Source organism: Rothia kristinae NBRC 15354, from assembly GCF_001570865.1.
In the GTDB taxonomy this organism is placed as follows: Bacteria; Actinomycetota; Actinomycetes; order Actinomycetales; family Micrococcaceae; genus Rothia; species Rothia kristinae.
Genome location: NZ_BCSM01000006.1, coordinates 92,082 through 116,742, shown reverse-complemented (window position 1 = coordinate 116,742; position 24,661 = coordinate 92,082). Strand labels below are relative to the sequence as shown.

17 protein-coding genes and 1 pseudogene are annotated in these 24,661 nt (G+C 73.2%); 15 read left to right on the top strand and 3 right to left on the bottom strand.

Annotation, left to right across the window (positions count from 1 at the left end; all coding sequences use genetic code 11):
* The first annotated feature begins 61 nt into the window (after window positions 1-61).
* The 5 genes from KKR01S_RS05405 (at window position 62) to cydC (ending at window position 9,814) form a co-directional block, all read left to right on the top strand.
* A complete protein-coding gene (locus KKR01S_RS05405) occupies window positions 62-1,693 on the top strand; it encodes an L-lactate permease (protein ID WP_061225487.1) in 1,632 nt (543 codons plus the stop codon).
* Between the two features lie 105 nt (window positions 1,694-1,798).
* The gene (locus tag KKR01S_RS05400; RefSeq protein ID WP_217995733.1) at window positions 1,799-2,845 is read left to right on the top strand and encodes a malate dehydrogenase; all 1,047 of its coding nucleotides are present in this window, start codon (window positions 1,799-1,801) and stop codon (window positions 2,843-2,845) included.
* Window positions 2,846-3,135: 290 nt separating this feature from the next.
* Window positions 3,136-4,722 (top strand): cytochrome ubiquinol oxidase subunit I, encoded by a 1,587-nt coding sequence (locus tag KKR01S_RS05395; RefSeq protein WP_061225486.1) that lies wholly within the window; start codon window positions 3,136-3,138, stop codon window positions 4,720-4,722.
* 9 nt (window positions 4,723-4,731) lie between these two features.
* A complete protein-coding gene (gene cydB, locus KKR01S_RS05390) occupies window positions 4,732-5,799 on the top strand; it encodes a cytochrome d ubiquinol oxidase subunit II (protein WP_058730672.1) in 1,068 nt (355 codons plus the stop codon).
* A gap of 7 nt (window positions 5,800-5,806) precedes the next feature.
* Window positions 5,807-9,814 carry a thiol reductant ABC exporter subunit CydC gene (cydC, locus tag KKR01S_RS05385; protein WP_061225485.1) on the top strand — a complete coding sequence of 1,336 codons (4,008 nt, stop codon included), beginning with the start codon at window positions 5,807-5,809 and terminating at the stop codon, window positions 9,812-9,814.
* A 38-nt stretch (window positions 9,815-9,852) separates the two neighbouring features.
* Here cydC and KKR01S_RS05380 read toward each other — a convergent pair whose 3' ends face one another.
* Complete coding sequence (locus KKR01S_RS05380; RefSeq protein ID WP_061225484.1) at window positions 9,853-12,393, bottom strand: DNA gyrase/topoisomerase IV subunit A; 2,541 nt, start codon at window positions 12,391-12,393, stop codon at window positions 9,853-9,855.
* 138 nt (window positions 12,394-12,531) lie between these two features.
* Here KKR01S_RS05380 and KKR01S_RS05375 point away from each other — a divergent pair, with 138 nt between their 5' ends.
* From KKR01S_RS05375 to KKR01S_RS05365, 3 genes are all read left to right on the top strand, one after another.
* Complete coding sequence (locus KKR01S_RS05375; RefSeq protein ID WP_061225483.1) at window positions 12,532-15,258, top strand: bifunctional acetate--CoA ligase family protein/GNAT family N-acetyltransferase; 2,727 nt, start codon at window positions 12,532-12,534, stop codon at window positions 15,256-15,258.
* Window positions 15,259-15,371: 113 nt separating this feature from the next.
* The gene (locus KKR01S_RS05370) at window positions 15,372-15,971 is read left to right on the top strand and encodes a DUF5998 family protein (RefSeq protein WP_058731494.1); all 600 of its coding nucleotides are present in this window, start codon (window positions 15,372-15,374) and stop codon (window positions 15,969-15,971) included.
* Window positions 15,968-17,191 carry an alkaline phosphatase family protein gene (locus tag KKR01S_RS05365; protein ID WP_242650417.1) on the top strand — a complete coding sequence of 408 codons (1,224 nt, stop codon included), beginning with the start codon at window positions 15,968-15,970 and terminating at the stop codon, window positions 17,189-17,191. The genes KKR01S_RS05370 and KKR01S_RS05365 overlap by 4 nt, the downstream gene beginning before the upstream one ends.
* Window positions 17,192-17,281: 90 nt before the next feature.
* Here KKR01S_RS05365 and KKR01S_RS05360 read toward each other — a convergent pair whose 3' ends face one another.
* On the bottom strand, window positions 17,282-17,986 hold the full coding sequence (locus KKR01S_RS05360) for a biliverdin-producing heme oxygenase (protein WP_061225482.1): 705 nt from the start codon (window positions 17,984-17,986) through the stop codon (window positions 17,282-17,284).
* Window positions 17,987-18,203: 217 nt separating this feature from the next.
* Here KKR01S_RS05360 and KKR01S_RS05355 point away from each other — a divergent pair, with 217 nt between their 5' ends.
* From KKR01S_RS05355 to KKR01S_RS05330, 7 genes and pseudogenes are all read left to right on the top strand, one after another.
* The gene (locus KKR01S_RS05355) at window positions 18,204-18,383 is read left to right on the top strand and encodes a hypothetical protein (protein WP_058731496.1); all 180 of its coding nucleotides are present in this window, start codon (window positions 18,204-18,206) and stop codon (window positions 18,381-18,383) included.
* A gap of 12 nt (window positions 18,384-18,395) precedes the next feature.
* Window positions 18,396-18,842, top strand: a pseudogene (locus tag KKR01S_RS11480) (HtaA domain-containing protein); the annotation flags it as partial.
* A gap of 246 nt (window positions 18,843-19,088) precedes the next feature.
* The gene (locus KKR01S_RS05345) at window positions 19,089-20,435 is read left to right on the top strand and encodes an HtaA domain-containing protein (RefSeq protein ID WP_280513756.1); all 1,347 of its coding nucleotides are present in this window, start codon (window positions 19,089-19,091) and stop codon (window positions 20,433-20,435) included.
* Entirely contained in the window at window positions 20,398-20,550 is a 153-nt protein-coding gene (locus KKR01S_RS10810; protein ID WP_165596160.1) for an LPXTG cell wall anchor domain-containing protein, read from the top strand. Before KKR01S_RS05345 ends, KKR01S_RS10810 begins: the two co-directional genes overlap by 38 nt.
* On the top strand, window positions 20,550-21,746 hold the full coding sequence (locus KKR01S_RS05340) for a heme/hemin ABC transporter substrate-binding protein (protein WP_081101583.1): 1,197 nt from the start codon (window positions 20,550-20,552) through the stop codon (window positions 21,744-21,746). The genes KKR01S_RS10810 and KKR01S_RS05340 overlap by 1 nt, the downstream gene beginning before the upstream one ends.
* On the top strand, window positions 21,746-22,789 hold the full coding sequence (locus KKR01S_RS05335) for a FecCD family ABC transporter permease (protein ID WP_061225479.1): 1,044 nt from the start codon (window positions 21,746-21,748) through the stop codon (window positions 22,787-22,789). Before KKR01S_RS05340 ends, KKR01S_RS05335 begins: the two co-directional genes overlap by 1 nt.
* Window positions 22,786-23,553 (top strand): heme ABC transporter ATP-binding protein, encoded by a 768-nt coding sequence (locus KKR01S_RS05330; RefSeq protein ID WP_369472971.1) that lies wholly within the window; start codon window positions 22,786-22,788, stop codon window positions 23,551-23,553. Before KKR01S_RS05335 ends, KKR01S_RS05330 begins: the two co-directional genes overlap by 4 nt.
* 33 nt (window positions 23,554-23,586) lie before the next feature.
* Here KKR01S_RS05330 and KKR01S_RS05325 read toward each other — a convergent pair whose 3' ends face one another.
* Window positions 23,587-24,621, bottom strand: a complete 1,035-nt coding sequence (locus KKR01S_RS05325; protein WP_061225478.1) for a hypothetical protein — start codon at window positions 24,619-24,621, stop codon at window positions 23,587-23,589.
* Between the last annotated feature and the right edge of the window lie 40 nt (window positions 24,622-24,661).

Below are 24,661 nucleotides of genomic sequence, written 5' to 3'. Positions count from 1 at the left end.
CGCGTGGACGATGGCGCTCACGGACGGGGCCTTCCGAGAACACGAAAGGCTCGCACCGGACATGTTCCTGCAGCACTACGACCCGCTGGGCTCCCTCTGGCTCTCCGCTCTCGTCGCGGCCCTGCCCATCCTCGTCTTCCTCCTCGGATTGACCCTGTTCAAACTCAAGGGCATCACCGCCGCGATCATCGCCCTGGCGCTCACCGCCGTGCTGGGCACCGCGGTCTTCGGGCTGCCCGTGCCCTCGGCCGCTTCGGCCGCCGTCTACGGTGTGCTCAACGGCCTGTGGCCCATCGGCTGGATCGTGCTGATGGCCGTCTGGCTGTACCGCATCGCGGTGCGCGCCGGGAAGTTCGAGACCATCCGGGCCACGATCGCCGCGATCTCCACGGACCAGCGGGTGCAGGTCCTGCTCATCGCCTACTGCTTCGGCGGCTTCCTGGAGGGCGCGGCCGGCTTCGGCATCCCCATCGCGATCTGCGCGGCGCTGCTGGTGGCTCTCGGCTTCGAACCGCTGCGCGCGGCCATGCTGGCGCTCGTGGCCAATGCCGCGGCCGGCTCCTACGGGGCCATCGGCATCCCCGTGATCGTCGGGGCCCAGCAGGGCGGGGTGGGCCTGCACGAGCTGTCGGCCATGATGGTGCTGGTGACCATCCTGGTCACCGCCGCCGTGCCCTTCCTGCTGATGGCCATCATGGACGGCTGGCGCGGGCTGCGCGAGACCTTCCCCGTGGCCCTGGTCTCCGGGCTGGTCTTCGGCGGGCTGCAGGCCGCGGTCCTGCTGCTGCTCGGCCCGGAGCTGGCCGACATCGTCCCGCCGCTGGGCGCGATGGTGGCCCTGACCGTGACGATGCGCCGCTGGCAGCCGAAGCGGATCTACCGCGAACCCGGCGCCCCCGAACCTGCGGCTGCGACCGGCGGGGATCGCCCCGCCGGCAGGCAGGTGCTGGCCGCCTGGAGCCCCTTCTACATCCTCTCCGTGCTGATCCTGCTGTGGTCCCTGCCGGGCGTGAAGGCTCTCACCGCCCCGGGCGGGCCACTGTCCTTCACCTCGCTGTCCCTGCAGATGCCCGCCCTGCATCAGGCGGTGGCCCGCACCACCCCGATCGTGGAGCAGGACGCCCCGCTGACGGCGGTGTGGAACCTCAACCTGCTCTCCGCCAGCGGCACCGCGATCCTTGTCGCGGCGATCATCACCGTGCTGAGCACCCGCGCCATCGGCTGGCGCGAGGCCGGTCAGGAGCTGGCCGGGGCCTGGCGGCAGCTGTCCACCCCGATCCTCATGATCTGCCTCGTCATGGCGGTGGCGAACATCATGAGCTTCGCGGGCATGTCCTCGACCCTCGGCCTCGCTCTGGCCGCGGCCGGTTCCGTCTTCCCCCTGCTGTCCCCGATCATCGGGTGGATCGGCGTGTTCGTCACCGGCTCGGTGGTCAACAGCAACACCCTCTTCGCGGGCCTGCAGGCCGTGACCGCCGGGCAGATCGGGGTCAACCAGACCCTGCTGGTGGCCTCCAGCACCGCCGGCGGGCTGATGGCGAAGGTTGTCTCCCCGCAGTCCATCGCCATCGCCACCGCAGCGGTGGACCGCTCCGGGCAGGAGTCCCGCCTGATGCGCCTGGCCCTGCCCTACAGCCTCGGCCTGCTCGCCTACGCCTGCCTGTGGGTGCTGGCCCTGTCCCTGGTGCTCTAGTCCCCGGTGCTCCGGCCCGACGCCGTCGCCGGCCCATCCCTGTCGCCCCGTCGGCCCCGCGTCACACACGCGGGGCCGACGGGGCGGATCACTAGCCTGGGAACCATGCAGACCAGCACCACGACCACCGCCCGACTGCGCCGGGACCCCGTGACCGTCACCGTGACCGGGGCCGCCGGGCAGATCGGCTACGCCATCCTCTTCCGCATCGCCGCCGGTGAGATGCTCGGTCCGGATCAGCCGGTGCGCCTGAAGCTGCTGGAGATCCCCGCGGCCCTGCCCGCCGCCGAAGGCACCGCCATGGAGCTTGCGGACTGCGCCTTCGGCCTGCTGGACTCCGTGGAGATCACCGACGATCCCGAGGTCGCCTTCGACGGGGCGAACCTCGCCCTGCTCATCGGCTCCGCCCCGCGCCGACCCGGCATGGACCGCGGGGACCTGCTCTCCTTCAACGCCGCGATCTTCGCCGAGCAGGGTCGGGCCATCAACGCCGCCGCGGCCGAGGACGTGCGGGTGGCCGTCGTCGGCAACCCGGCCAACACCAACGCCCTGATCGCCGCCAGCCACGCCCCGGACGTGCCCCTGGGGCGCTTCACCGCCCTGTCCCGCCTGGACCACCTGCGGGCCGAGGCCCAGCTGGCCGAGGCCGCCGGGGCGCCCGTGCGGGACGTCTCCCGGGTGATCATCTGGGGCAACCACTCCGGAACCCAGGTCCCGGACCTGGACCACGCCCGCATCGGCGGACGCGGTGCCCGCGAGGTGCTCACCGAGCGGGGCCTGGGACAGGAGTGGATCACCGAGACCTTCATGCCCACCGTGGCCATGCGCGGACACGCGATCATCGCCGCGCGCGGCGGCTCGTCGGTGGCCTCCGCGGCCCACGCGACGCTGCGCCACGTGCGCGACTGGGTGCACGGCACCCCGGAGGGCACCTGGACCTCCATGTGCGTGCCCAGCGACGGCTCCTACGGCGTCGAGCCCGGGGTCATCTCCTCCGCCCCCGTCATCTGCTCCGCCGGCGGCTGGCGGGTCGTGCCGGACCTGGAGATGTCCGAGGACATCACCACCCGGCTGGAGGCCTCGGTGCGGGAGCTGCGCGCCGAGCGCCAGGCGGTGCAGGACCTCGGTCTGCTGGGTCCCCGCACCTGCTGAACCCGACGTCGGGCGGTCGCGTCGATCCGCGCCCGGACCCCGTCTGTCGGACGGGGGCGGGGCGTGCGGCCGGAATCACCCCTGATCGCTGCGCCACACCCCGCAGCCCTCGGCGGCCCGGCTGCCGCAGGATCCCGCGGTGCGCCCCCGGTCACCCAGGCTGGATCCCAGGAGGCGGTGCTACGGTCTGGCCCATCGGCGCGCCCGCGCCCGCAACCGCCTCCCGACGGGCGGCGCGATGCCACGGGAGCGCCGCGCATCATCCTCATCACGATCCCTCGAGGAGCAGCGTGGACATCGTCGACATCGCACGGTGGCAGTTCGGCATCACCACCGTGTACCACTTCATGATGGTCCCCCTGACCATCGGCCTCGGCACCGTCGTGGCCACCCTCAACATCGCCTGGGTGCGCACCCGCAGACCCGAGTACCTGAGGATGACCAAGTTCTGGGGCAAGCTCTTCCTCATCAACTTCATCATGGGTGTGGCCACCGGGCTGGTCCAGGAGTTCCAGTTCGGGATGGCCTGGTCCGAGTACTCCCGCTTCGTCGGCGACGTCTTCGGCGCGCCGCTGGCCATGGAGTCCCTGCTGGCCTTCTTCGTCGAATCCACGTTCCTGGGCCTGTGGATCTTCGGCTGGGATCGGCTGAAGCCCTGGGTGCACGCCGCGTGCCTGTGCTGCGCGGTGGTCGCCTCCCTGCTGTCCGCGTACTTCATCATCGTCGCCAACTCCTGGATGCAGCACCCGGTGGGCTACGAGATCGTCGACGGGCGCCCGGTGCTCGACGACATCGCCGCGGTGCTGACCAACAACACCGCGATCGTCGCGATCATCCACACCCTGTTCGGCTCGATCGCGGTGGCCGGATCCTTCCTGCTGGGCATCGCCTGGTACAAGCTGTGGCAGCGCCGCCGGGCCGGCATCGACACCGTGGATGCGCAGGGCCGGGTGGTCGTGGGCGAGGAGCCCACCGGCGCCCGGGACCGCACCGACTACCGGGTCTGGTGGCGCTCCCTGCGCATCGGCTGCCTGATCGGCATCGTCGGCTTCCTCGGCACCGCCTTCTCCGGGCACGTGCAGGCCCAGCTGATGATCCACCAGCAGCCGCTGAAGATGGCCTCCGCCGAGGCCGCCTGCCACGACGGCACCGCGTTCTCCGTGTTCACCTTCTCCAACCCCGGGGCGCGGGACTGCAACAACGTGCACACCGTCATCGAGATCCCCGGGCTGCTGTCCTTCCTCGCCCACAACAACTTCCACACCGACGTCGCCGGGATCAACACCCTGGTGCCCCAGTACGAGAAGGAGTACGGCACCAACCTCGCCCAGGACGCCAAGTACGGGGACCGGGCCGGGCAGGAGATCAACTACGTCCCGCTGATGATCGTCACCTACTGGGGCTTCCGGATCATGATCACCTTCGGCGGCCTGGCCGCGCTGGCCTGCGCCCTGGCCTGGTGGCTGACCCGCAAGGGCACCGTGCCGGAATCCCGGTGGCTGATGCGCCTGGCCGTGTTCGGGATCCTCGCGCCCTTCGGCGCCAACGTCACCGGGTGGGTGTTCACGGAGATGGGCCGCCAGCCCTTCGTCGTCGCCCCCAACCCGGATCTGCCGGCCAGCCAGCGCATCCACATGTTCACCGAGGCCGCCGTCTCCCCGACGATCACCCCCGGCGAGCTGCTGACCTCCCTGATCTGCCTGTGCCTGGTCTACCTGGTGCTGATGATCGTGGAGGTCTGGCTGCTGGCCAAGTACGTGCGCACCGGCGTCGTGGCGGCCATGCCGGAGCTGGTGCGGGACCCCGAGCACGATGACGACGACGCGGACGCGCCTGCCGGCCGACGCTCCGACGACGTCCTGGCCTTCGCCTACTAGGAGCACCCGATGATCGAGACCCTCGCGAACGAACCCGCGCTGAACACCGCCTGGTTCCTGGTGATCGGCCTGTTCTGGACCGGCTACCTGGTGCTGGACGGCTTCGACCTCGGCGTCGGGATGCTCATGGGCCGCATCTTCGCCCGGGACGAGAAGGAGCGGCGGCTGCTGCTGAACACCATCGGACCGGTCTGGGACGGCAACGAGGTCTGGCTGGTCACCGCCGGTGCCGCGACCTTCGCCGCCTTCCCGTTCTGGTACGGCGCCCTGTTCTCCGCCCTGTACCTGCCGCTGACCCTGCTGCTGCTGGCGCTGATCCTGCGGGCCGTGTCCATCGAATACCGGGGCAAGGGCTCCTCCGCCCGGTGGGCGCGCACCTGGAACGGGATCCTGGCGGTCTCCTCCGGGGCGATCGCCTTCCTCATCGGCGCGGCCCTGGCCCTGACCACCACCGGCCTGCCGCTGGATGCGAACGGGGACCGGATCGGCGGGGCCTTCGCGTGGCTGACCTGGCCCGCGGTGCTCGGCGGCCTCGGCTTCCTCGGCTTCGCCCTGGTCCACGGGCTGGCGTTCCTGGCCCTGAAGACCTCCGGGCCGGTGCAGGAGCGGGCCCAGCGGGCCCTGGTGCGCCTGCTGCCGGTGGGCCTGCTGCCCCTGGCCGGGTGGGTCCTGCTGGTGCAGGTGCGCGACGGCGTCGGCCCGACTTGGGCGCTGACCGGACTGGCCGTGCTCGGGGCCGTGCTGTCCTGGGCCTTCGCCCGCGCCGGGCGCGACGGGGCGAGCTTCGCCGGCAGCGCCGTGTTCCTCATCGCCGGGGCGGCGGCCGTCTTCCTGGCCGTGTTCCCCGTGGTGCTGCCCACGACCCTGGCCGGAGGAGCGGATCTGACCGTGACCAGCGCCGCCTCCTCCCAGTACACCCTGAAGATCATGACCATCGTGGGCTGCTTCGGCCTGCCCGTGCTGTTCCTGTACCAGGGCTGGTCCTACTGGGTGTTCCGCAAGCGCCTGCGCACCGAGCACATCCCGGACGCCCACGACGTGCGGGAGCTGGCCGAGCACCCGACCCGCACCGCCTGAGCCGCTGATGAGCCCGGCCCGCCCCGGCGTCGACCCCGGCGCCGATCCCCACCTCGCCACCGAGGCCGCCCCCGGTGCGCCCTCCGAGACCGAGTCCCGGGGTGGGTCGTCCGCGCGGCCCCCGCTGGGGCCGAACGCTCGCAGGGCCCTGCCCGCACTGGGGCTCCTGCAGGCGATGCGCGCGGTCGGCACGGTGCTGTTCAGCCTGGGCCTGGCCGTGCTGCTGACCGGACTGGCCCAGGCGGGGCTGGCCGGCCTGTCGGATCCCGGCGCCGCCGGGCCCCTGCCCGAGTACATCGGCACACAGGTCCTGCGCGATGACGCCCTGCTGCCCGGGCTCGGCGGGTCCTGGACGCCCGGCGGATTCCCCGCGCAGCGTCTGAGCGCGGCCCTGGCGATCGCGGTCGGCGGCCTGGCGCTGCGGGCGGCGGGTGACTGGCTGCTGGGTGTTGCCGCCCGGCGCGCGGCCCGCGGCGCCCAGACCGAGCTGCGCGAGCGGCTGCTGCGCCGCGAGCTGCTCGGCGGGCACCTCGGCGCGGGCGGGGCGGCCGTGCTGATCACCCGGGGACTGGACGCCCTGGACGACTACTACACCCGGTCCGTGACCGCCCTGGTGGCCACCGGCGTCGTCCCCGTGATCCTGCTGGGCGTGGTGGCGCTGGTCGATCCGATCAGCGCGCTCGTGCTGGTGCTGACCCTGCCGCTGGTGCCGGTGTTCATGGTGCTGATCGGCAAGACCACCCAGCGGGACACCCGCACCGCCCAGGCCGGGCTGCTGCGGCTGTCCTCGCACCTGGCGGAGCTGGCCCGGGGCCTGCCCGTGCTGGTGGGGCTGAACCGGGATCGGGCGCAGCGGCGCGCTCTGGCCGAGCTGGGGGAGCGTTACCGGCGCACCACCATGACCACCCTGCGCTCGGCCTTCCTCTCCTCCCTGGCCCTGGAGCTGATCACCACGCTGTCCGTGGCGGTGGTGGCCGTGACCATCGGGGTGCGCCTGGTCAACGGGAGCCTGGGGCTGGACACCGGGCTGCTGGTGCTGCTGCTGGCCCCCGAATGCTTCCAGCCCCTGCGCGACGTCGGCACCGCCTACCACCAGTCCCAGGACGGGGTCGCGGCCCTGCGTCGGGCCGAGGAGATCCTCCGGGAGGACCCTGCGGCGACCGGGCAGGAGGAGCCGGGGGACGCGGCCGATGCTGCGCCGGGGGACGCGCCGGGCGCAGCGGCGGGTCGCCCGGTCCTGGCCGTCGAGGGGCTGAGCGTGACCTACCCCGGGCGCACCGAGCCCGCCGTGCACGACGTCGAGATGACCGCCCGGTCCGGGGAGATCACCGCGCTGGTGGGTCCCTCCGGGGCGGGCAAGACCACCCTGCTGCGCGCGGCCGCCGGGCTGCTGCCCGCGGGGTCCGCGGTGACCGGATCGGTGCGGGTGTGCGGCCCGGTGGCGTGGGCCGGGCAGGATCCCCGCTTCCTGGCCGAGACCGCCGCGGCGGAGACGGCCCTGTACGCCGAGCCGTCTCGGGCCGGGCAGTGGCTCGCGGCCGGCGAGGGCATCGGATCCCTGCCGGGGGAGAAGGACCGGGACCGGGGAGCCCTGGCGGTGCCCGGGGTGCGGGCGGCCCTGGAGCGGCTGGGCCTGCTGGGCCTGGCCCGGGTGGCCCCGGCGGCGCTGAGTGCGGGCCAGCAGCGGCGGCTGGCCCTGGCCCGCGCCCTGGCGCCCCTCCTGGCTCGCCGCGCGGACCCCGCCTCTGGCGCCCACGGGGTGAGTATCGATGGGCCAGGAGCCGACGGAACGGGAACCGAGGGGCCGGTGATCGACGCGCCCGGTGCTTCCGGGCCGGACGCCCACGGGCTGGTGCTGGTGGACGAGCCCACGGCCCACCTGGACCCGGCGGCCGCCGCGCGGGTGCTGGACAGCCTGCGGGCCCTGGCCGCCGCGGGGGCCGCCGTCGTGGTGGTCACCCACAGCCCGCGGGTGCGCGCCGTGGCCGATCGGGTCCTGCGCGTGGACGCCCGGGGCGCGCTCGGCCCGGACCCGGCCCCGGAACCCGCACCCGACGCGGCGGACCCGGCCAGGCAGGGGAGGACCGACGAGGAGCGAGCCCCGCGGGAGGCCGGGGCGCCGGACGCCGTCGCGGGGCCTGCCACCGCGGGTCCCACCGCCGCGGCCGACGGCTCCCGGCCCCGGGTGCGCGAGGTGCTGGGGATCCTGCGCCGGGTCACCGGCCTGCGCGCCCGCGCCCTGCTCGGGGCCCTGACCCTGAACACCCTGGCCGTCCTGGCCGGGGCCGCCCTGACCGCGCTGTCCGGGTGGCTGATCGTGCGCGCGGCCCAGCAGCCGGGGCTGATGTACCTGCTCGTGGCCATCACCGGGGTGCGCTTCTTCGGCCTGGCCCGGGCCGGGTTCCGCTACGCCGAGCGGCTGCGCACCCACGATCTCGCCCTGCGCGCGGCCGATGCGCTGCGGCTGCGCACCTGGAGCGCGACCGGCGCCACCGCCCTGGGCCTGCGCTCCCTGCTGCGCGGCCGGGAGTTCCTGCGTCGGCTGATCGCCGACGTCGAGGACCTGCGCGATGCCCTGCCCCGGGTGCTGCTGCCCGCCGCGACCGCCGTGCCCGTCCTGGCGGTGGCCGTCATCGCCACCCCGGTGTGTCTCCCGTCGGCCGCGTGGCTGATGGCCGGAGCCTGCGTCCTGGGGCTGATCGTGATCCCCGGCCTGGCCCTGCGGGCCGACGCCGCGGGGGAGGGGACCCAGCGGGAGGTGCGGGCCCGCGCCCTGGGCCTGGCCGCCGGGGTCCTGGAGAACCGGGAGGATCTGCGCGGCAACGGCGTGGTCGAGCCCGTACTCGCGGTGTTCCGGTCCGCCGACGCCGCCGCGCACGCGGCGGCCCGCCGGGCGGCCTGGGCGACGGGCCTCGGTTCCGGCGGGCAGGTGCTGGTGTGGTGGGGCACCGCCCTGGGCACGGCGGCCCTGGCCTGGCCGGCCGTCTCCTCCGGTGCGGTCTCCGCACCGGTGGCGGCGATCCCCGTGCTGCTGGCCACCGCCCTGGTGGAGCCGATGACGGCGGCCACCGAGGCGATCCGCGCGTGGCCCGCCTTCGCCCGACTGACCCGGCGGGTCGGCTCCCAGGCGCAGGAGGGCACCCCGTCGGAGGTCGGAGATCGGACGGAAGACGCCGTCCGGGCCGGTGCGCAGGACCGCGCCCCCGCCGCACCCCAGGGGAGGGACCGTGCCGAGCGGGATGACGTCGAGCCGGCGGGCCTGGTGCTGCGGGAGGTCGCCGCGCGCTGGCCCGGGATGGACCGGCCGGCGGTGCGCGGGCTCACCGGAACCGCGGCCCGGGGACGCTGGTGGGGCATCACCGGGCCCTCCGGCTCCGGGAAGTCCACCGCGCTGGCGGTGCTGCTGGGCTTCCTGCCCCGCGAGTCCGGCAGCATCCGGGCGCTGGACCCCGCGGTCTCCGCCCCCGCCGATCCCGCCTCCTCCGCGGCGGGGCCCGAGCTCGGTCCGTCCCGGCTGCGCGGGCTGGCCGCCTGGTGCCCGCAGGACGCCTACGTCTTCGACTCGACCGTGCGCGGGAACCTGTCCCTGGCCCGGGACCGGGAGCACGCGCCCACCGACGATCAGCTGTTCGCCGCCCTGGAGCGGGCCGGTCTCGCGCAGGACGTCGCGGCCCTGCTGCAGGGCCTGGACACCCGGGTGGGCCCGGCCGGCGGCCTGCTGTCCGGGGGTCAGCGCCAGCGCCTGGCCGTGGCCCGTGCGCTGCTGACCGAGGCGCCCCTGCTGTACCTGGATGAGCCCACCGCCCACCTGGACGAACCCACCGCGCGCGCCATGATGGCCCGGCTGGCCGCGGGTCTGAGCCCCGGCCCGGGGGAGAACGACGCGACGGCGCCCGGCGTCATCGTCATCTCCCACCGCCCGGCGGACCTGGCACACTGCCGCAGCGTCCTGCGCCTGGCTCCGGGCACGGCCGACGCCCGGGAGCCGCACCCGGTGCCCGGCGAGGCGTCCTGAGGCCGCTGCGCTGGCCGCCCGCCGCCCGCGGGCCCGGCCTACGACGTCGGGCTCTGCCGCTGCCCGGCGTCGAGGCCGTCCAGGGAGGGGCCGACGGCGACGATGCCGCGCTCCAGCGGCACCCCGGACCCGTCCCTGGCACCGTGCTCGGTGGGCAGGGACCGGGCCACCCCGGACTTGGACACGGCCCGCACCGGGCCGGGCCCGGCGAAGGCCAGCGCCAGTCGGGACTCCCCGCGCAGGAAGCGATGCGCCCGCACCCCGCCGGTGGCCCGGCCTTTGGCGGGGAACTCCTCGAAGGCCGTGACCTTCGCGGAGCCGGCGCCGGTGCCGGGCAGGGAGTCGTCCTGGGCGGCGATGGTGACGACCTCGGCCCGCTGACCGGGGCGCACCACCCCGAAGGCCAGCACGGCGTCGTCCTCGGCCAGCTTGATCCCGGCCACCCCGGAGCCGGTGCGGCCCTGCGGGCGCACCTTGGAGGCGTCGAAGGTCAGCAGCTTCGCCGCCCGGGTGATGAACACCAGGTGGTCGTCATCGGCGGCCGCGGCGCACCCGAGGACCTCGTCGCGGCCCTTCAGGGTGATGACCTCCCAGTCGTCCCGGTTCAGCGGGTAGTCGGGATTCACCCGCTTGACCACCCCGTCCCGGGTGCCCAGGGCGATGACCTCGGAGGTCGGCACCAGGCCCACCACCCGCTCCCCGCGGGCCAGGGTCAGGAACTCCGCCACCGGCACCCCGGTGCCCAGGTTCGGCGCCTGCCCGCTCAGCTGCAGCACCGGCAGGTCCATCACGTTCACCCGCAGCATCCGGCCGGCACTGGTCACCGCCCCGACCTCCCCGCGTGCGGTCGCGGGGATGCAGGAGACCAGCGCGTCGTGCTTGATCCGCTGGCCCGGATCCGCCAGCCGCTCCCGGCCGCCGGGGGCCCCGGGGGTGCGTCCGAGCAGACCCGAGGCGGACAGCGCGACCCAGCACGGGTCGTCCGCGGTCTCCAGGGCCAGGCCCAGGCCCTTCCCGGTCTTCTTCGCCCCGGCCGGGGTCGCCGCCTTCGCCAGCTGCGCCAGATCGTCCGTCTCGGTGAGCACCGTGCGCCGGTCCGTGCCGTACTTCTCGGCCACCTCGCCCAGCTCCGCGGAGACCACCGAGCGCAGCGTCGCATCCGAACCGAGGATCTCCTCCAGCTCGGCGATGCGCGCGCGCAGCTCCTCCTGCTCCCGCTCCAGCTCGATCCGGGAGAACTTGGTCAGCTGCCGCAGCCGCAGCTCCAGGATGTGCTCGGCCTGCACCTGGGTCAGATCGAAGACCTGCATGAGCCGCGTGCGGGCCTCGGCGGTCTCCTCGGCGGCGCGGATGATCTGGATGACCTCGTCGATGTCCACGATGGCCAGCAGCAGGCCCTCCACCAGGTGCAGCCGGTCCTTCGAGCGGCCCAGCCGGTGCTCGGTGCGCCGGCGCACGACGTCGATCCGGTGGTCCACGTACACCCGCAGCAGCTCCAGCAGGCCCAGGGTCTGCGGCTGCCCGTCCACCAGCGCGACGTTGTTGATGCCGAAGGAGTCCTCCAGCGGGGTGTGCTTGTACAGGCTCAGCAGCACCGCGTGCGGGTTGAACCCGTTCTTCAGCTCCACGACCAGGCGGGTGCCGTGCTTGCGGTCCGTGAGGTCCACGACGTCGGAGATCCCGGACAGCTTCTTGGCCTGCACCCCGTCCTTGATCTTCTCGATGATCTTCTCCGGGCCCACCATGTACGGCAGCTCGGTGATCACCAGGCCCTGCTTGCGGGCGGTGACCTGCTCGATGCTGACCTTCGCGCGGGTCTTGAAGGAGCCGCGCCCGGAGGCGTAGGCGTCGCGGATCCCGGACAGCCCGACGATCGTTCCTCCGGTGGGCAGGTCCGGGCCCGGGATGAAGGCCATGACGTCCTCGAGGGTGGCCTGCGGGTGGGTGATCAGGTGCTGGGCTCCGGTGATCACCTCGCGCAGGTTGTGCGGGGCCATGTTGGTGGCCATGCCCACCGCGATCCCGGAGGAGCCGTTGACCAGCAGGTTCGGGAAGGCCGAGGGCAGCACCCCGGGCTGGGTGAACTGGTTGTCGTAGTTGGGCACGAAGTCCACGACGTCCTCGTCCAGGTCCCCGGTCATCGCCAGGGCCGCGGGGGCCATCCGCGCCTCCGTGTAGCGGGCCGCGGCCGGGCCGTCGTCCACCGAGCCGAAGTTCCCGTGCCCGTCCACCAGCGGCAGGCGCATCGCGAAGGGCTGGGCCAGGCGCACCATCGCGTCGTAGATCGCCGCGTCCCCGTGCGGGTGCAGCTTGCCCATGACCTCGCCGACCACGCGGGCGGACTTCACGTGCCCCTTGTCCGGGCGCAGGCCCATCTGGGTCATCATGTACAGGATCCGCCGCTGCACGGGCTTGAGCCCGTCCCGGGCATCGGGCAGGGCGCGGGAGTAGATCACCGAGTAGGAGTACTCCAGGAAGCTGGTCTCCATCTCCGCGGAGACGTCCACGTCGACGATGTTCTCCACGACGTCGACCGGGAACTCCTCCTGCATGCTCGAGCTCTTGCGGCGAGGGGCCATCGGTGATCCTTTGCGCTTCGGGGGTGGGCGGGGACGGTGCCGCACCAGTCTAGGTCACGCCCCACCCGGGCGGACCCGGGGCGACGCCGCGTCGTCACGCCCACCCGGAAGTGTGATGTGCCGGACTAGGATGGGGTCATGGCCGAGTCCGAGCAGCCCCCGTACCCCGCCCACTGGGAGGCCGACGTCGTCCTGCGCGACGGAGCCACCGCCCACCTGCGCCCCGTCCTGCCCACCGATCGGGACGCCCTGGAGCGGATGTACGCCGGGCAGTCCGAGCAGACCATCTACCTGCGCTTCTTCACCTACAAGTCGGCGCTGACCGCCAAGGAGCTGACCCGCTTCACCACCGTGGACCACACGGACCGGGTGGCCTTCGTGCTGATGCTCGGGGAGGAGATGATCGGCATCGGCCGCTTCGACCGCACCGGGGATCCCGCCGAGGCCGAGGTCGCCTTCTTCATCTCCGACGCCCACCACGGGCGCGGCATCGGCTCGATCCTGCTGGAGCACCTGGCCGCGGCCGGCCGGGAGCGGGGCATCCGCAGGTTCACCGCCGAGGTGCTGCCGGAGAACCGGAAGATGCTCAGCGTCTTCTCCGAGGCCGGCTACGAGCTGTCCCGCGGCTTCGACGACGGCGTGGTCATGGTCCACTTCGACATCGACCCCACCGAGCGCTCCCGCGCCGTCATGGAATCCCGGGAGCACCGCGCCGAGGCGAAGTCGGTGGCCCGGCTGCTCACCCCCCGGTCCATCGCGGTGATCGGGGCCAGCCGGGACTGGACCAGCCCCGGCCACGAGGTCCTGGTGAACATCGTGGAGGGTGGGTACACCGGCTCCGTCTACGCCGTGAACCCCGAGGCTCTGGAGGTCGCCGGGATGATGGCCCACCCCAGCATCGCCGAGGTCCCGGAGACCGTGGACGTGGCGATCATCGCGGTGCCCATCGACCGGGTCGCGCAGGTGGTGCGCGAGTGCGGGCGGGCCGGGGTGCGCGGGGTCCTGGTGATCACCAGCGGATACGCCGACGACGGCGCCCGCGGCCGGGCCCGCCAGCGGGAGCTGGTGCGCATCGCCCGGGACCACGGGATGCGCGTGATCGGCCCGGCGTCGATGGGCATGGTCAACACCGACCCCGAGATCCGCCTGAACGCGACCTTCGGCGAGCACGCCCCCGGTGGGGGCGCGCTGGGGCTGTTCAGCCAGTCCGCGGCCATCGGCGTGATGATGTACACCTCGGCGTTCCGCCGCAGCATCGGCGTCTCCTCCGCCTTCTCCGCCGGCAACCGCGCGGACGTCTCCGGCAACGACCTGATGCAGTACTGGGAGGACGACCCGCGCACCCGGGCCGTGTGCCTGTACCTGGAGTCCATCGGCAACCCCCGCAAATTCTCCCGGATCGCCCGGCGCCTGGCCCGCACCAAACCCGTCATCGTCGCCAAATCCGAGGTCACCGGGCGCCAGCTGCCCCCGGGACACACCGGGCGCACCAGCTCCGCCCCGCCGGAGGCGCTCAACGCGATGATGCGCCAGGCCGGGGTGATCCGCGCGGACACCTCCGAGCACCTGATGGACATCGCCCAGATCCTCGTCTCCCAGCCTCTGCCGCGCGGGCGCGGGGTCGCGGTGGTCTCCAACGCCTTCGCGCTGAGCCGGGTCATCGAGGACGCCTGCACGGCCCACGGGGTGGAGGTCCGCCGCCGCGAGGACGCCCTGGACACCTCCGGGCTGGAGACCGACCCGCGCGAGATCATCCGCGAGGCCCTGCTCGCGGCCCTGCGCGCCCCCGACGTCGACGCCGCCATCGTCACGCTGCTGCCCACGCCCCTGGCCGATCCCGACGAGATCGCCGCGGTGCTGATGGACTGCGCGGCCCAGACCGGCACCCCCGTGCTCGCCGCGTTCGTCGGGGTGCTGGACTCCTCGGCCTCGCGCCGCGGCATCTTCCCGTGCCCCCGCACCCTCGAGGAGTCCGCCGCGGGGCAGGAGGAGCCTCGGGAGCTGCCGGGGCTGCCCTGCTTCGAATCCCCGGGGGCCGCGGTCGGCGCGCTCGCGGCGATCATGGACTACGTCGACTGGCGGGAGAAGGAGGAGGCCTTCCTGGCCGAGGTGGACGGCACCGACGCCAAGGCGGTGCGGCGGCTGCTGCGCGAGGAGGCCCCGAGGATCCCGGGGGAGGGGCTGCTGGAGCTGGATCAGCAGCGCACCCGGCAGCTGCTCGGGGCCTACGGCATCGAGGTGCTGGAATCGGTGCCCTTCACCACCGAGGAGGAGGCGGTGCGGGCCGCCGAGCGCCTGGGCTACCCGGTGGTGCTGAAGACCACCGACGCGACCCTGCGCCACCGCCTGGACCTGGGCGGGGTGCGCCTGGGCATCGAGGACGAGGCCGCGCTGCGCCGGGACATCGCCCTGATGCGCCGGACCCTGCGCCCCTACGGGGAGGTCGGCCTGGAGGTCCAGGCGATGGGAACGCCCGGGCAGAACTGCGTCATCCGCGCCACCGAGGATCCCCTGCTCGGGCCCGTCGTCTCCTTCGGGATGGCCGGGGACGCGGTGAACCTGCTGGAGGACTGGGCCCACCGCGTCCCGCCCCTGACCCAGCGGGACGTGCGGCTGATGGTGCGGGCGCCGCGGGCCAGCCGCAAGCTGTTCGGCTACGAGGGGCTGCCGGTGGTCGCGGTGTCCCTGCTGGAGGAGCTGCTGGCCCGGGTGGCGCAGCTGAAGGACGCCCACCCGCAGATCGCGCGCCTGGAGCTGAATCCCGTCATGCTCTCCGCCGACGACCTCACGGTGCTGGGCGCCCGGGTGGATCTGGGCAACCCCCAGCGGCGCACGGACTCCGCCCGGCGCACCATGACCCGGTGATCCACAGGGCCTCCCGGGGCGGGCCGGGCGGGACGTAGAATGTCCGGACGGCGGGGTGCCGCGCACGGCGCGCGCCCCGCGCAGAGGATCAGCGGCACCAGGAAAGCGAGTCGATGGCAGAGTCGGGATATCAGGGACGGAAGCTGGAAGAGGACATCATCAACGCGGGCTTCTACCCGCAGCTGGTCATGGACGTGGTCACGGATGCCCTGGACGGGGCCGTGCCCACCTCGCACCTGGTGCAGGTGGAGACCCACTTCGATCAGACGGAGGTCCACCGGCACGTGACCGTCCTGGCCCTGGCCGGCGAGGTCGTGCAGGTGACCCACGTGGATGACCAGGCGCTGGACGAGGACGGCCAGGACGTGGTCGCCCACGTGTCCACGGAGACCGTCCCGATCCGCAACCTCACTTCCGTGACGCTGTCCTTCGCCTACCGCCAGCCCCAGGAGTACACCCCCCGCACCCCCGCCTCGGAGGTCACGCTGATGATGTCCTGGACCGGATCCCAGCGCATCGACGTGCAGCCGGCCGACTGCGCGGATCCCGCCTGCGAGGCCGACCACGGCTACACCGGGGTGGCCCCCCGGGAGGACGTCGTGCTGCGGATCTCCGCGGAGGCGGACGGCCCACAGGCGGTGGAGGACGCCAAGGAGTTCGCCCGGGCCCTGCGCCGGGCCAACACCGCCCTGTCCGGGACCTCCCACCTGTGAGCCCGAGCCCGCTGCGGGACCTGCTCGGGCGCGAGATGCCGCCCGCCCCGGCCTACGGCACCGGCGCCGTCGCCGACGCGCTGGCCTCCGCGGCCGCCCTGCACCGCCCCGTGCAGGCGCTTCCCGAGGATCACCGGCCCGCCGGGATCGGGGACCGGCTCGGCCTGTCCGCCGCGCTGGAACGGGCCGGGCGGCCCCCGGGCTCCTACCGCAACGTGTGCCTGGTCCTGGTGGACGGGCTCGGCGCCGAGCAGCTGGAGCGGCACCTGGGCTACGCCCCGACCCTGCGCCGGGCGGCCCGCCTGGCGGATCTGGACGCGGCCTTCCCCTCCACCACCGCGGCGTCCCTGGCCACTCTGGGCACCGGGCAGCCCCCGGGACGGACCGGGATGGTCGGCTACGACGTCGTGGACCCGTCCCGGCGCGTCGTGGTCAACCAGCTCTCCGGATGGGATCCGCAGGTGCTGCCCGAGGACTGGCAGCCGCTGCCGACGATCTTCCAGCAGCTGGAGGGCCTGACCGACGTCGTGACCGTCTCCCAGCGCGCCTACGCCGGGTCGGCCCTGACCCGGGCGGCCCTGCGCGGCGGGGACTTCGTAGCCGCCGGCTCCACCGTGGCCCGCGTGGCGAAGGCCGCCCAGCGGCTGCAGAGCCCGGAGCCCACCCTCATGTACCTGTACTGGCCGGAGCTGGATCAGGCCGGGCACCGGTACGGCGTGGATTCCCCCGCCTGGCGCGAGGCCCTGGAGGAGCTGGACTCCGGGCTGCGGCGGCTGCGCTCGCGGGCGGGGGAGGAGACCCTCATCCTGCTCACCGCGGATCACGGGATGGTCGACGTCGCCGCCGAGCACCGCATCTCCTACGACGAGCACCCGGAGCTGGTCGCCGGGGTGGAGCTGACCGCCGGCGAGCCGCGCCTGGTCCAGCTGCACCTGGCCGACCCCGAGGACGAGACCGCGCGGGGGCGCCTGATCGCGGCGTGGGGGCAGCGCTTCGGGGACCGGGCCTGGATCCTGGACCGGGAGGACCTGGTGCGCGCGGGCTGCTTCGGCGACCTGCGCGAGGGGGTCCGCGGACGCATCGGGGATCTGCTGATCGCCGCCTCCGGGGAGCTGGCCCTGTACGACCTGCGCCGGGTCTCCCCGCTGGCCAAGGGCATGGTGGGTCAGCACGGCTCCTGGACCGACGCCGAGCGGAAGGTTCCGCTGCTGGCCCTGTGAGCCGCAGCGGGGCGGGCCGGTGCCCGCTCCGAGGGTCGCCCAGAGCGGGCGCAGGGGATCGTCGGAGGATCGCCGGGGCGATGCCCCGCCTCAGGCGCGCACGGCGCGCTGCAGGTCGGCGAACATGCGGGCGTTGAGGTCGAAGCCGGCGACGGCTTCCTCGACCAGCGCGGCACGCTGGTCCTCGCTGAGCTGCGCCCGGTCCAGCAGGGTGCGGTAGCCGTCCTTGAACACCTTGGGCTTGGGCAGGTCCGGGAAGCGGTACATGCTCAGCGCCTCGGCGGGAAGTCCGTAGTGCCGGGCCATCAGCGCCGACACCGCCTGCCCGCCGGAGAGGTCCCCGAGGTAGCGCAGATAGTGGTGGGCCAGGAACCGCTCCGGGCTGGTGCGGGTGGTCCGGATGCGCGCGACGTACTCGGCGGTGCTGGGCAGGGCCGCGAAGAGAGGATCTCCGTCGACGTCGAGCGGGCGGCCCACCAAGTCGGCGAGCACCGCCAGATCCGCCTCGATCGCGGACAGCCGATCCAGCCCGGGAAGGACGAACGGGTCCGTCAGCGGCTGGGGGTCCTCGCGGAAGGAGCGGGCGACCTCCTCGAGTGCCGCGTAGATGTGGCGGTACTGCGCCAGCAGCCGGAGGTAGGCGCTCGCATCCAGGGTGCCGCCCATGAGGTCGGTCATGAAGGTCGAGTGCTCGGCGGAGGAGCGCCGCTCGGCGGTCCAGCGGCGCAGGCGCGCGGAGAAGGTCTCCTCCTGCGCGGCGTCGGTGCGGGAGCGGTGGGCGGTGGTGACGGACATCGGGGCCTCCGGGCACTCGGTCGGGTGAACAGGGTTGGTGACAGGGTGTCGTCAACATGTCTTGATGACAGTCTGTCACCGAAACATGACTCGATCAGAGGGTGCCCTTGAATTCTGCTGAGCCACACCTTAGTTTAGGCTGTGCCGGCCCTCGTCCGTTGCACAGCCGCGCCTGCACAGGAACCGGACCCTCCCCGTCACTCGACCCGAAGGCATCATGAACAACTCCAGCACCTCCCGCCGCGTCGGCACCGTCGCCGCCGCGGCCGTCATCGGACTGGCGGGCCTCGCGAGCCTGCCCGCCGTCGCCGATGCGAGCCCGGTCCCCGCCCAGGCCCAGGTCCAGCCCGCCGCCCAGACCCAGCAGGACACCCTGACCCAGGCCACCATGGACTAAGGCGTCAAGGAGTCCTTCCGTCGCTACATCAAGGGCCCCATCGCCCGCGGGGAGATCGCCGTCTCCGGCGGGCTGACTCAGAACGCCGACGGCACCTACCACTGGAGCGAGGGCACCGGAACCTGGAACGGCACCTCCGGGGAGGTCGCCCTGCCGGGCACCGTCACCTTCACCGGGCACAAGGGCATCCTCGAGACCACCCTGAGCAACCTGCGACTGCGCATCGACGGGACCAAGGGCACGCTGATCGCCGACGCCCAGGCGCGGCCGTTCATCGACACCACCACCAAGGGCGAGCTGGAGGACTACCGGAACCTGGAGCTGGCCGACGTCGATCTCAAGGGCCTCACCGGCGCCGACGGCCAGCTCCGCCTCAAGGACGCGAAGGTCACACTCAAGGACTCCGGGCGCGCCGTGTTCGGGCAGACCTTCTACGACGCGGGCCAGGAGCTGGATTCCCTGAGCTTCACCGCCGACTACGCCGCCGCTCAGGAGCCTTCGGCCCAGCCCAGCGAGCAGCCGCAGCCCACCCGCACGTCCACGCCCGCGCCGAGCTCGAGCCCGAAGCCCAGCACCGCGGCCCCGCGGTCCACCGCCGAGTCGTCCGAGACTCCCGCCGCCCAGCCCACACGGGATTCCGGCCAGGGCACCGCCCAGGAGGGGAAGAAGACCGAGACCACCAAGCGCACGGTGGACTCCGGGTCCATGTCCTGGGGCGTCAAGGAGTCGTTCCGCAAGCACATCAAGAGCCCCATCGCCCGTGCCTCCTGGACCGTGTCCGGAGTTCAGGATCGCAACGGGATCTTCACGTACGACAACGCCAGCGGCTACTACGATCCGGCCACCCGCACCGGCCAGATCGACTACCCCGGCACGCTGCACTTCACCGGGCACAAGGGGCTGCTGGACCTGACCATCGCCAACGCCCGCCTGCAGATCCGCGACGGCCAGGGCACCCTCGTCGCGGACGTCGACTCCCGCGAGCTCAACGACGACTACAAGACTCCCGGGAAGATGATCTCCTACAAGAGCGTCGCCCTGGCGCAGGTGGATCTCAGCGGGGCCACCCTGACCGGCGACGTCATCTCCGCGCAGGACGCGCGCACCACCCCCACCAGCAAGGGCGCGGATGCCTTCGCGGGCTTCTACGAGGCCGGCCAGGAACTGGACCCCCTGAGCTTCACCGCGCGCCTGGGCGCCGCCGTGCAGAACCCGGATGAGGCCACCCTGGACGAGGCCGACACCTCCGCCGGTTCCGGCAAGACCGCCTCCGCCTCCACGGACGATGCCGCACAGACCGGGAGCTCCAACGGCAGCGGGACCGGGTCCGGCTCCGGGGCCCAGAGCGGGACGAGCGCCGGTGGTGCCGGGGCCGTCTCCACGGATCCCGGGCAGGCCGAGCTGCAGTGCGTGCCGGTGACCGTCACGGAGACGGCGACGCCGGCGGCCGCCTCCGGCGCGTCCTCGGCCCAGGGCACCGTCTCCGCGGCCACCATGGACTGGGGACTGAAGACCTCCTTCCGCAACTACATCTCCGGTGGCATCGCCAAGGGCAAGTGGGACCTGACCGACGTCAGCTACGCGAACGGGAAGTACTCCTGGTCCGGAGGCACCGGGACCTTCAAGGACGGCTCCGGCTCCCTGAAGTTCCCCGGCACCCTGCACTTCACCGGGCACAAGGGCATCCTGGACACCAAGCTCTCCGACTTCCACCTGGAGATCGACGGCAGCCACGGCAAGCTCTACGCGACCATCTCCTCCAATGACATGGAGGGCAAGAACAAGGACTACGGCGACGTCGTGTTCGCCAACGTGGACCTGTCCGGGATCCAGGCCGACGGAGGCTCCGTGTCCGTCAGCGACGCGAAGACCACCCTCACCCAGACCGGTGCCGATGCTTTCGCCAACTTCTACGAGGCCGGCCAGGAGCTGGATCCGCTGAGCTTCTCCGCGTCCCTCACCGGGGATGCCGCCGCGCCGGCCGCGGACGCCTCCCCCCCAGGTGACCACCCGTGTGGAGTACCAGGGCCCCGGTTGCGAGAACCTGGCTGAGACCGGCGCCCAGCGTCCGCAGCAGCAGCTGGCCGCGGTCGGCCTGGCGGTGCTGGCCGTCGGCGCGGCCGCCCTGGTCATCGCCCGGCGTCGCGTGAACGGGCGGCAGCGCTGATGCGCCCCGCACCGAGCACCCGCCCGGGGGCCGCCGACCCCCGGGCCCTGCGGGGACCGGCCAGGGTCATCACGGCCCTGCTGCTCAGCCTGCTCCTGCTGCTCACCGCCTGCGGTGACCAGGGCGGCGCGGCGGGCTCCTCCGCCAGCGGCGGGGGCGGGGCCGACTCCGAGCAGTACGCCGCGTCTCTCGAGAAGGCCGCCACCGCGCTGAAGCAGAACGCCGTGGATGACCCGAAGTCCATCACCGGCCCCACCGAGGCGGCCTCGGTTCCGGACGTGGAGCCCATCTCCGATCCCAGCCAGCCGAAGCTGCCCGTGACCGTCAAGGACCATCAGGGCACCGAGGTCACCGTCACGGACACCTCACGGATCCTCGCCCTGGACCTGTACGGCACCCTCGCCCAGACCGTCGAGGCCCTGGGCCAGGGAGACAAGCTGGCCGGACGGGTCACCTCATCCACCGAGGAGTCCCTGAAGGATCTGCCGCTGGTGACGGAGAACGGTCACGATCTGAATGCCGAGGCCATCATGAAGACGGCCCCGACGGTCGTGCTGATGGACACCACCAACGGGCCCACCGAGATCACCGAGCAGCTGCGCTCGGCGGGGATCACCGTGGTGCACTTCTCCCCGGACCGGCGCATGGACCTGATCGACGGGCAGATCCAGAAGGTCGCCGACGCCCTGGGGGTTCCGGAGGACGGCAAGCGCCTGGGGGAGCGGATGCAGAAGGATCTGGACCACGCGATCCAGACGATCCGCGACGTCGCCCCCGGTGAGGACGGGAAGAAGCTGTCCATGGCCTTCCTGTACGTGCGCGGCAACGCCGGGGTGTTCTTCATCCTGGGCAAGGGCAGCGGGGCGGATGACCTGATCACCTCCCTGTCCGGGATCGACGCCGCCACCGAGAAGGGAGTGGAGGACATCGTGCCCGCCACCTCCGAGGCTCTGGTCAAGCTCAACCCGGATCTGATCCTGGCGATGAGCAAGGGCATCGAATCCACCGGGGGCATCGACGGGTTCCTGGCTCGTCCGGGCGTCGGGGAGACCACGGCCGGGAAGAACCGGCGCGTCGTGTCCATGGCCGACGGACAGATCCTGTCCTTCGGGCCGAACACCCCGGCGGTGCTGCTCTCCCTGGCCCAGGCCGTCTACGCCCCGGACGCGGTGTCCGGGGACGGGGCCTCCTCCTGATGCCGCAGAGGGGCCGCGCCGGGCGCATCGGGGGGACCCGCGTCGCGCTCGGCGTCGTCCTGGCGGTGCTCTGCCTGCTCTCCGCGGGTCTCGGCCAGTACGAGATCCCGGCCAGGGACGTCCTGAGTTCGGTGACCCGGCGCCTCGGGTGGTCCCCGGTCCAGCCCTCCCTGCAGCTGGCGGATGCGACCCTGTGGAACATCCGCTTCCCCCGCATCGTCCTGGGCGTGCTGGTCGGGGCGGCCCTGGGCTGCGCCGGGGCTGTCATGCAGGCGGTGTTCGGCAACCCGCTGGCCGAACCCGGTGTCATCGGCATCTCCGCGGGGGCCGCCGTGGGGGCGTGCCTGGCCATCGTGCTGGGCCTGAGCATCCTCGGGATCTTCACCGTGCCGCTGCTGGCCTTCGTCGGGGCCATGGTCACCACGGTCGTGGTCTACGTCCTGTCCCGCAGCGATGGCCGGGCCGGGGTGATCACCATGATCCTCACGGGCATCGCGGTGACCGCCGTGGCCAATGCCGCGATCGCCTTCCTCGTGTTCGTCGCCAGCCCCACGGATCGGGACCAGATCGTGTTCTGGCAGATGGGCTCCCTCAACGGCTCCACCTGGAAGGCCGTCCTCTCCGCCGGGCCCATCATCCTCCTGGGCCTGCTCACCAGCCTGGTCATCGCGGGGAGGCTGAACCTGCTGGCCCTGGGGGAGCGGGCCGCCCGGCATACCGGCGTCGACGTCGAGCGCCTGCGCATCGCCGCCATCACCAGTGCGGCCCTGCTCACGGGGGCGGCCGTGGCCTACGCCGGGATCATCGCCTTCGTCGGGCTGATCGTCCCGCACGTCCTGCGCCTGGTGCTGGGTCCCTCCAACCGCGCGCTGCTGCCGGCCTCGATGCTCGGCGGCGCCTTGCTCATCGCCGCCTCGGATCTGGCGGCGCGCACGCTGGTGCCCTTCGCGGACCTGCCCATCGGGATCTTCACGGCCCTGGTCGGCGGCCCGACCTTCTTCGTGCTGCTGCGGCGCACCCTGCGCAAGGGGGTGAGCCTGTGAGCCTGCTGCGAGCCGAGGGCATCGGCCACGGCTTCGGGGAACGGGCCGTGCTCGAGGACGTCACCGTGGAGGTCGAGGCCGGGGAGGTGCTGGCCCTGATCGGACCCAACGGCGCCGGCAAGTCCACCCTGCTGTCCGTGCTCGCCGGGGACCTCACCCCGGGCCGCGGCACGGTGCGGGTGGGCGAGAGGGCCCCGAGCGGCTGGAGCCCCATGGAGCTGGCCCGACGGCGCAGCGTCCTGCTGCAGAACTCCCAGGTCGCGTTCTCCTACCCCGTGGAGGAGATCGTGGCCATGGGGCGGACCCCGTGGAAGGGGACTCCGCTCGCCGAGGAGGACGACCGGGCCTGCGCCGAGGCGCTGGAGACGACCCGCACCCGGCGGCTGCGCCATCGGGACGTGACCACGCTGTCCGGCGGGGAGAACGGCCGAGTCCAGCTGGCGCGCGTGCTCGCTCAGCGCACCCCGCCGATCCTCCTGGATGAGCCCACCGCGGCCCTGGACATCCTGCACCAGGAGGAGACGCTGCGCACCTGCCGGGAGCTGGCCGCAGCCGGAGCCGGCGTCGTCGTGGTCCTGCATGACCTGGACGTCGCCGCGGCCTATGCGGACCGGATCATCCTGCTGGAGCGGGGTCGGATCGTCGCGCAGGGGACACCGGAGCAGGTGTGCACGAGTCAGCGGCTCACCGAGGTCTACGGCTGGGACATCGAGGTGCTGCGCCACCCCGTCTCCGGGCGCCTGCTCGTGCTGCCCCGCCGCTGATCAGGCACCCCCGCTCCACCGTCCGCGGCAGACCTACCCGCCGGAGCCGCCCGCGGTGCCCGCCTCCTGCCCCGACTGCGCGTTCTCATCCTGCGCGCCCTGATCCTGTCCACCCTGCCCGCGGGTGTCCTGGGTGGGCTGCTGCCCGCCGGGGTTGGTCGGGGCCGGGGCCTGGGTGCTCGGGGCGGGCGCCTGGGTCGTGGGCTCGGGCGCCGGGGCGGATGTCGGCTCCTGCGTGGGCTCCTGGGTCGGCTCCGGTGTTGTAGGCTCCTCGGTCGGCTCCGGGCTCGGCGCGGCGCTGGTGGTCGGCGCCTGCGTGGGCTCCTGGGTCGGCTGCGGCGCCACCGAGATCTCCCCCTGCTGCGGAGGCTCGATGACCGTGGGCTGCGGGGCCGGGCTGGTCTCCTGCCGGGTCGGCTGCGCGCTGCTGGGGGAGGGTGAGCTCGAGGTGGTGCGCGGCGCCGAGGAGGTCGGGGCGGGGGCTGGCTGGTCCCCGCGCTGCTGGTAGAGGTAGGTCGCCCCGGCGCCGATGCCGAGACCGATCACGGCCAGACCGGCCAGGGCCGCGATCCGCCCGGCCCGCCCGCGCCGAGCCGGGGCCGGCCCCGCATCCTGATCCGGGGCTTCCGGCGCCGACTGCTCGGGAACCGAGGCGGTCTCCCGGGCGGCCGTGACGGGTGCGACCCCATCGAGCCCCGGCGTCGCCCCGGTCCTGGGGGAATCCGTCGCGGATGCCGCGGTCTGCTGCCGGCGTCGGCGCGCCCAGCGGCGCCGCTGAGCGGTGGCCTCCGGATCGTCGGGCAGCTGCGGGCCGAACAGCTCATCGTTCAGACTCACCATCGGCTCGGTGGGCTGACCCGTCGCGGTCTGTGCGGTCGCATCGTCCACGTACTCGTAGCCCGGTGCCAGCGCCTCGCGCTCCTCCTGCGCGGCGACCTGCTCGGTCGCCTCCGTCTGCGGAGCCGACTCCTCGGCGCCCGCGGCCTCCCGGGCGGCGGAGTCCTCGGATCCGCCGTGCGGGGCCGCGGGGTCCTGTGCGCTGTCGCGACGACGCCGTTTCTTGGCCATGAAGTCACTGTCCCATATCAGGTGCGGTGGTGGTCGATGC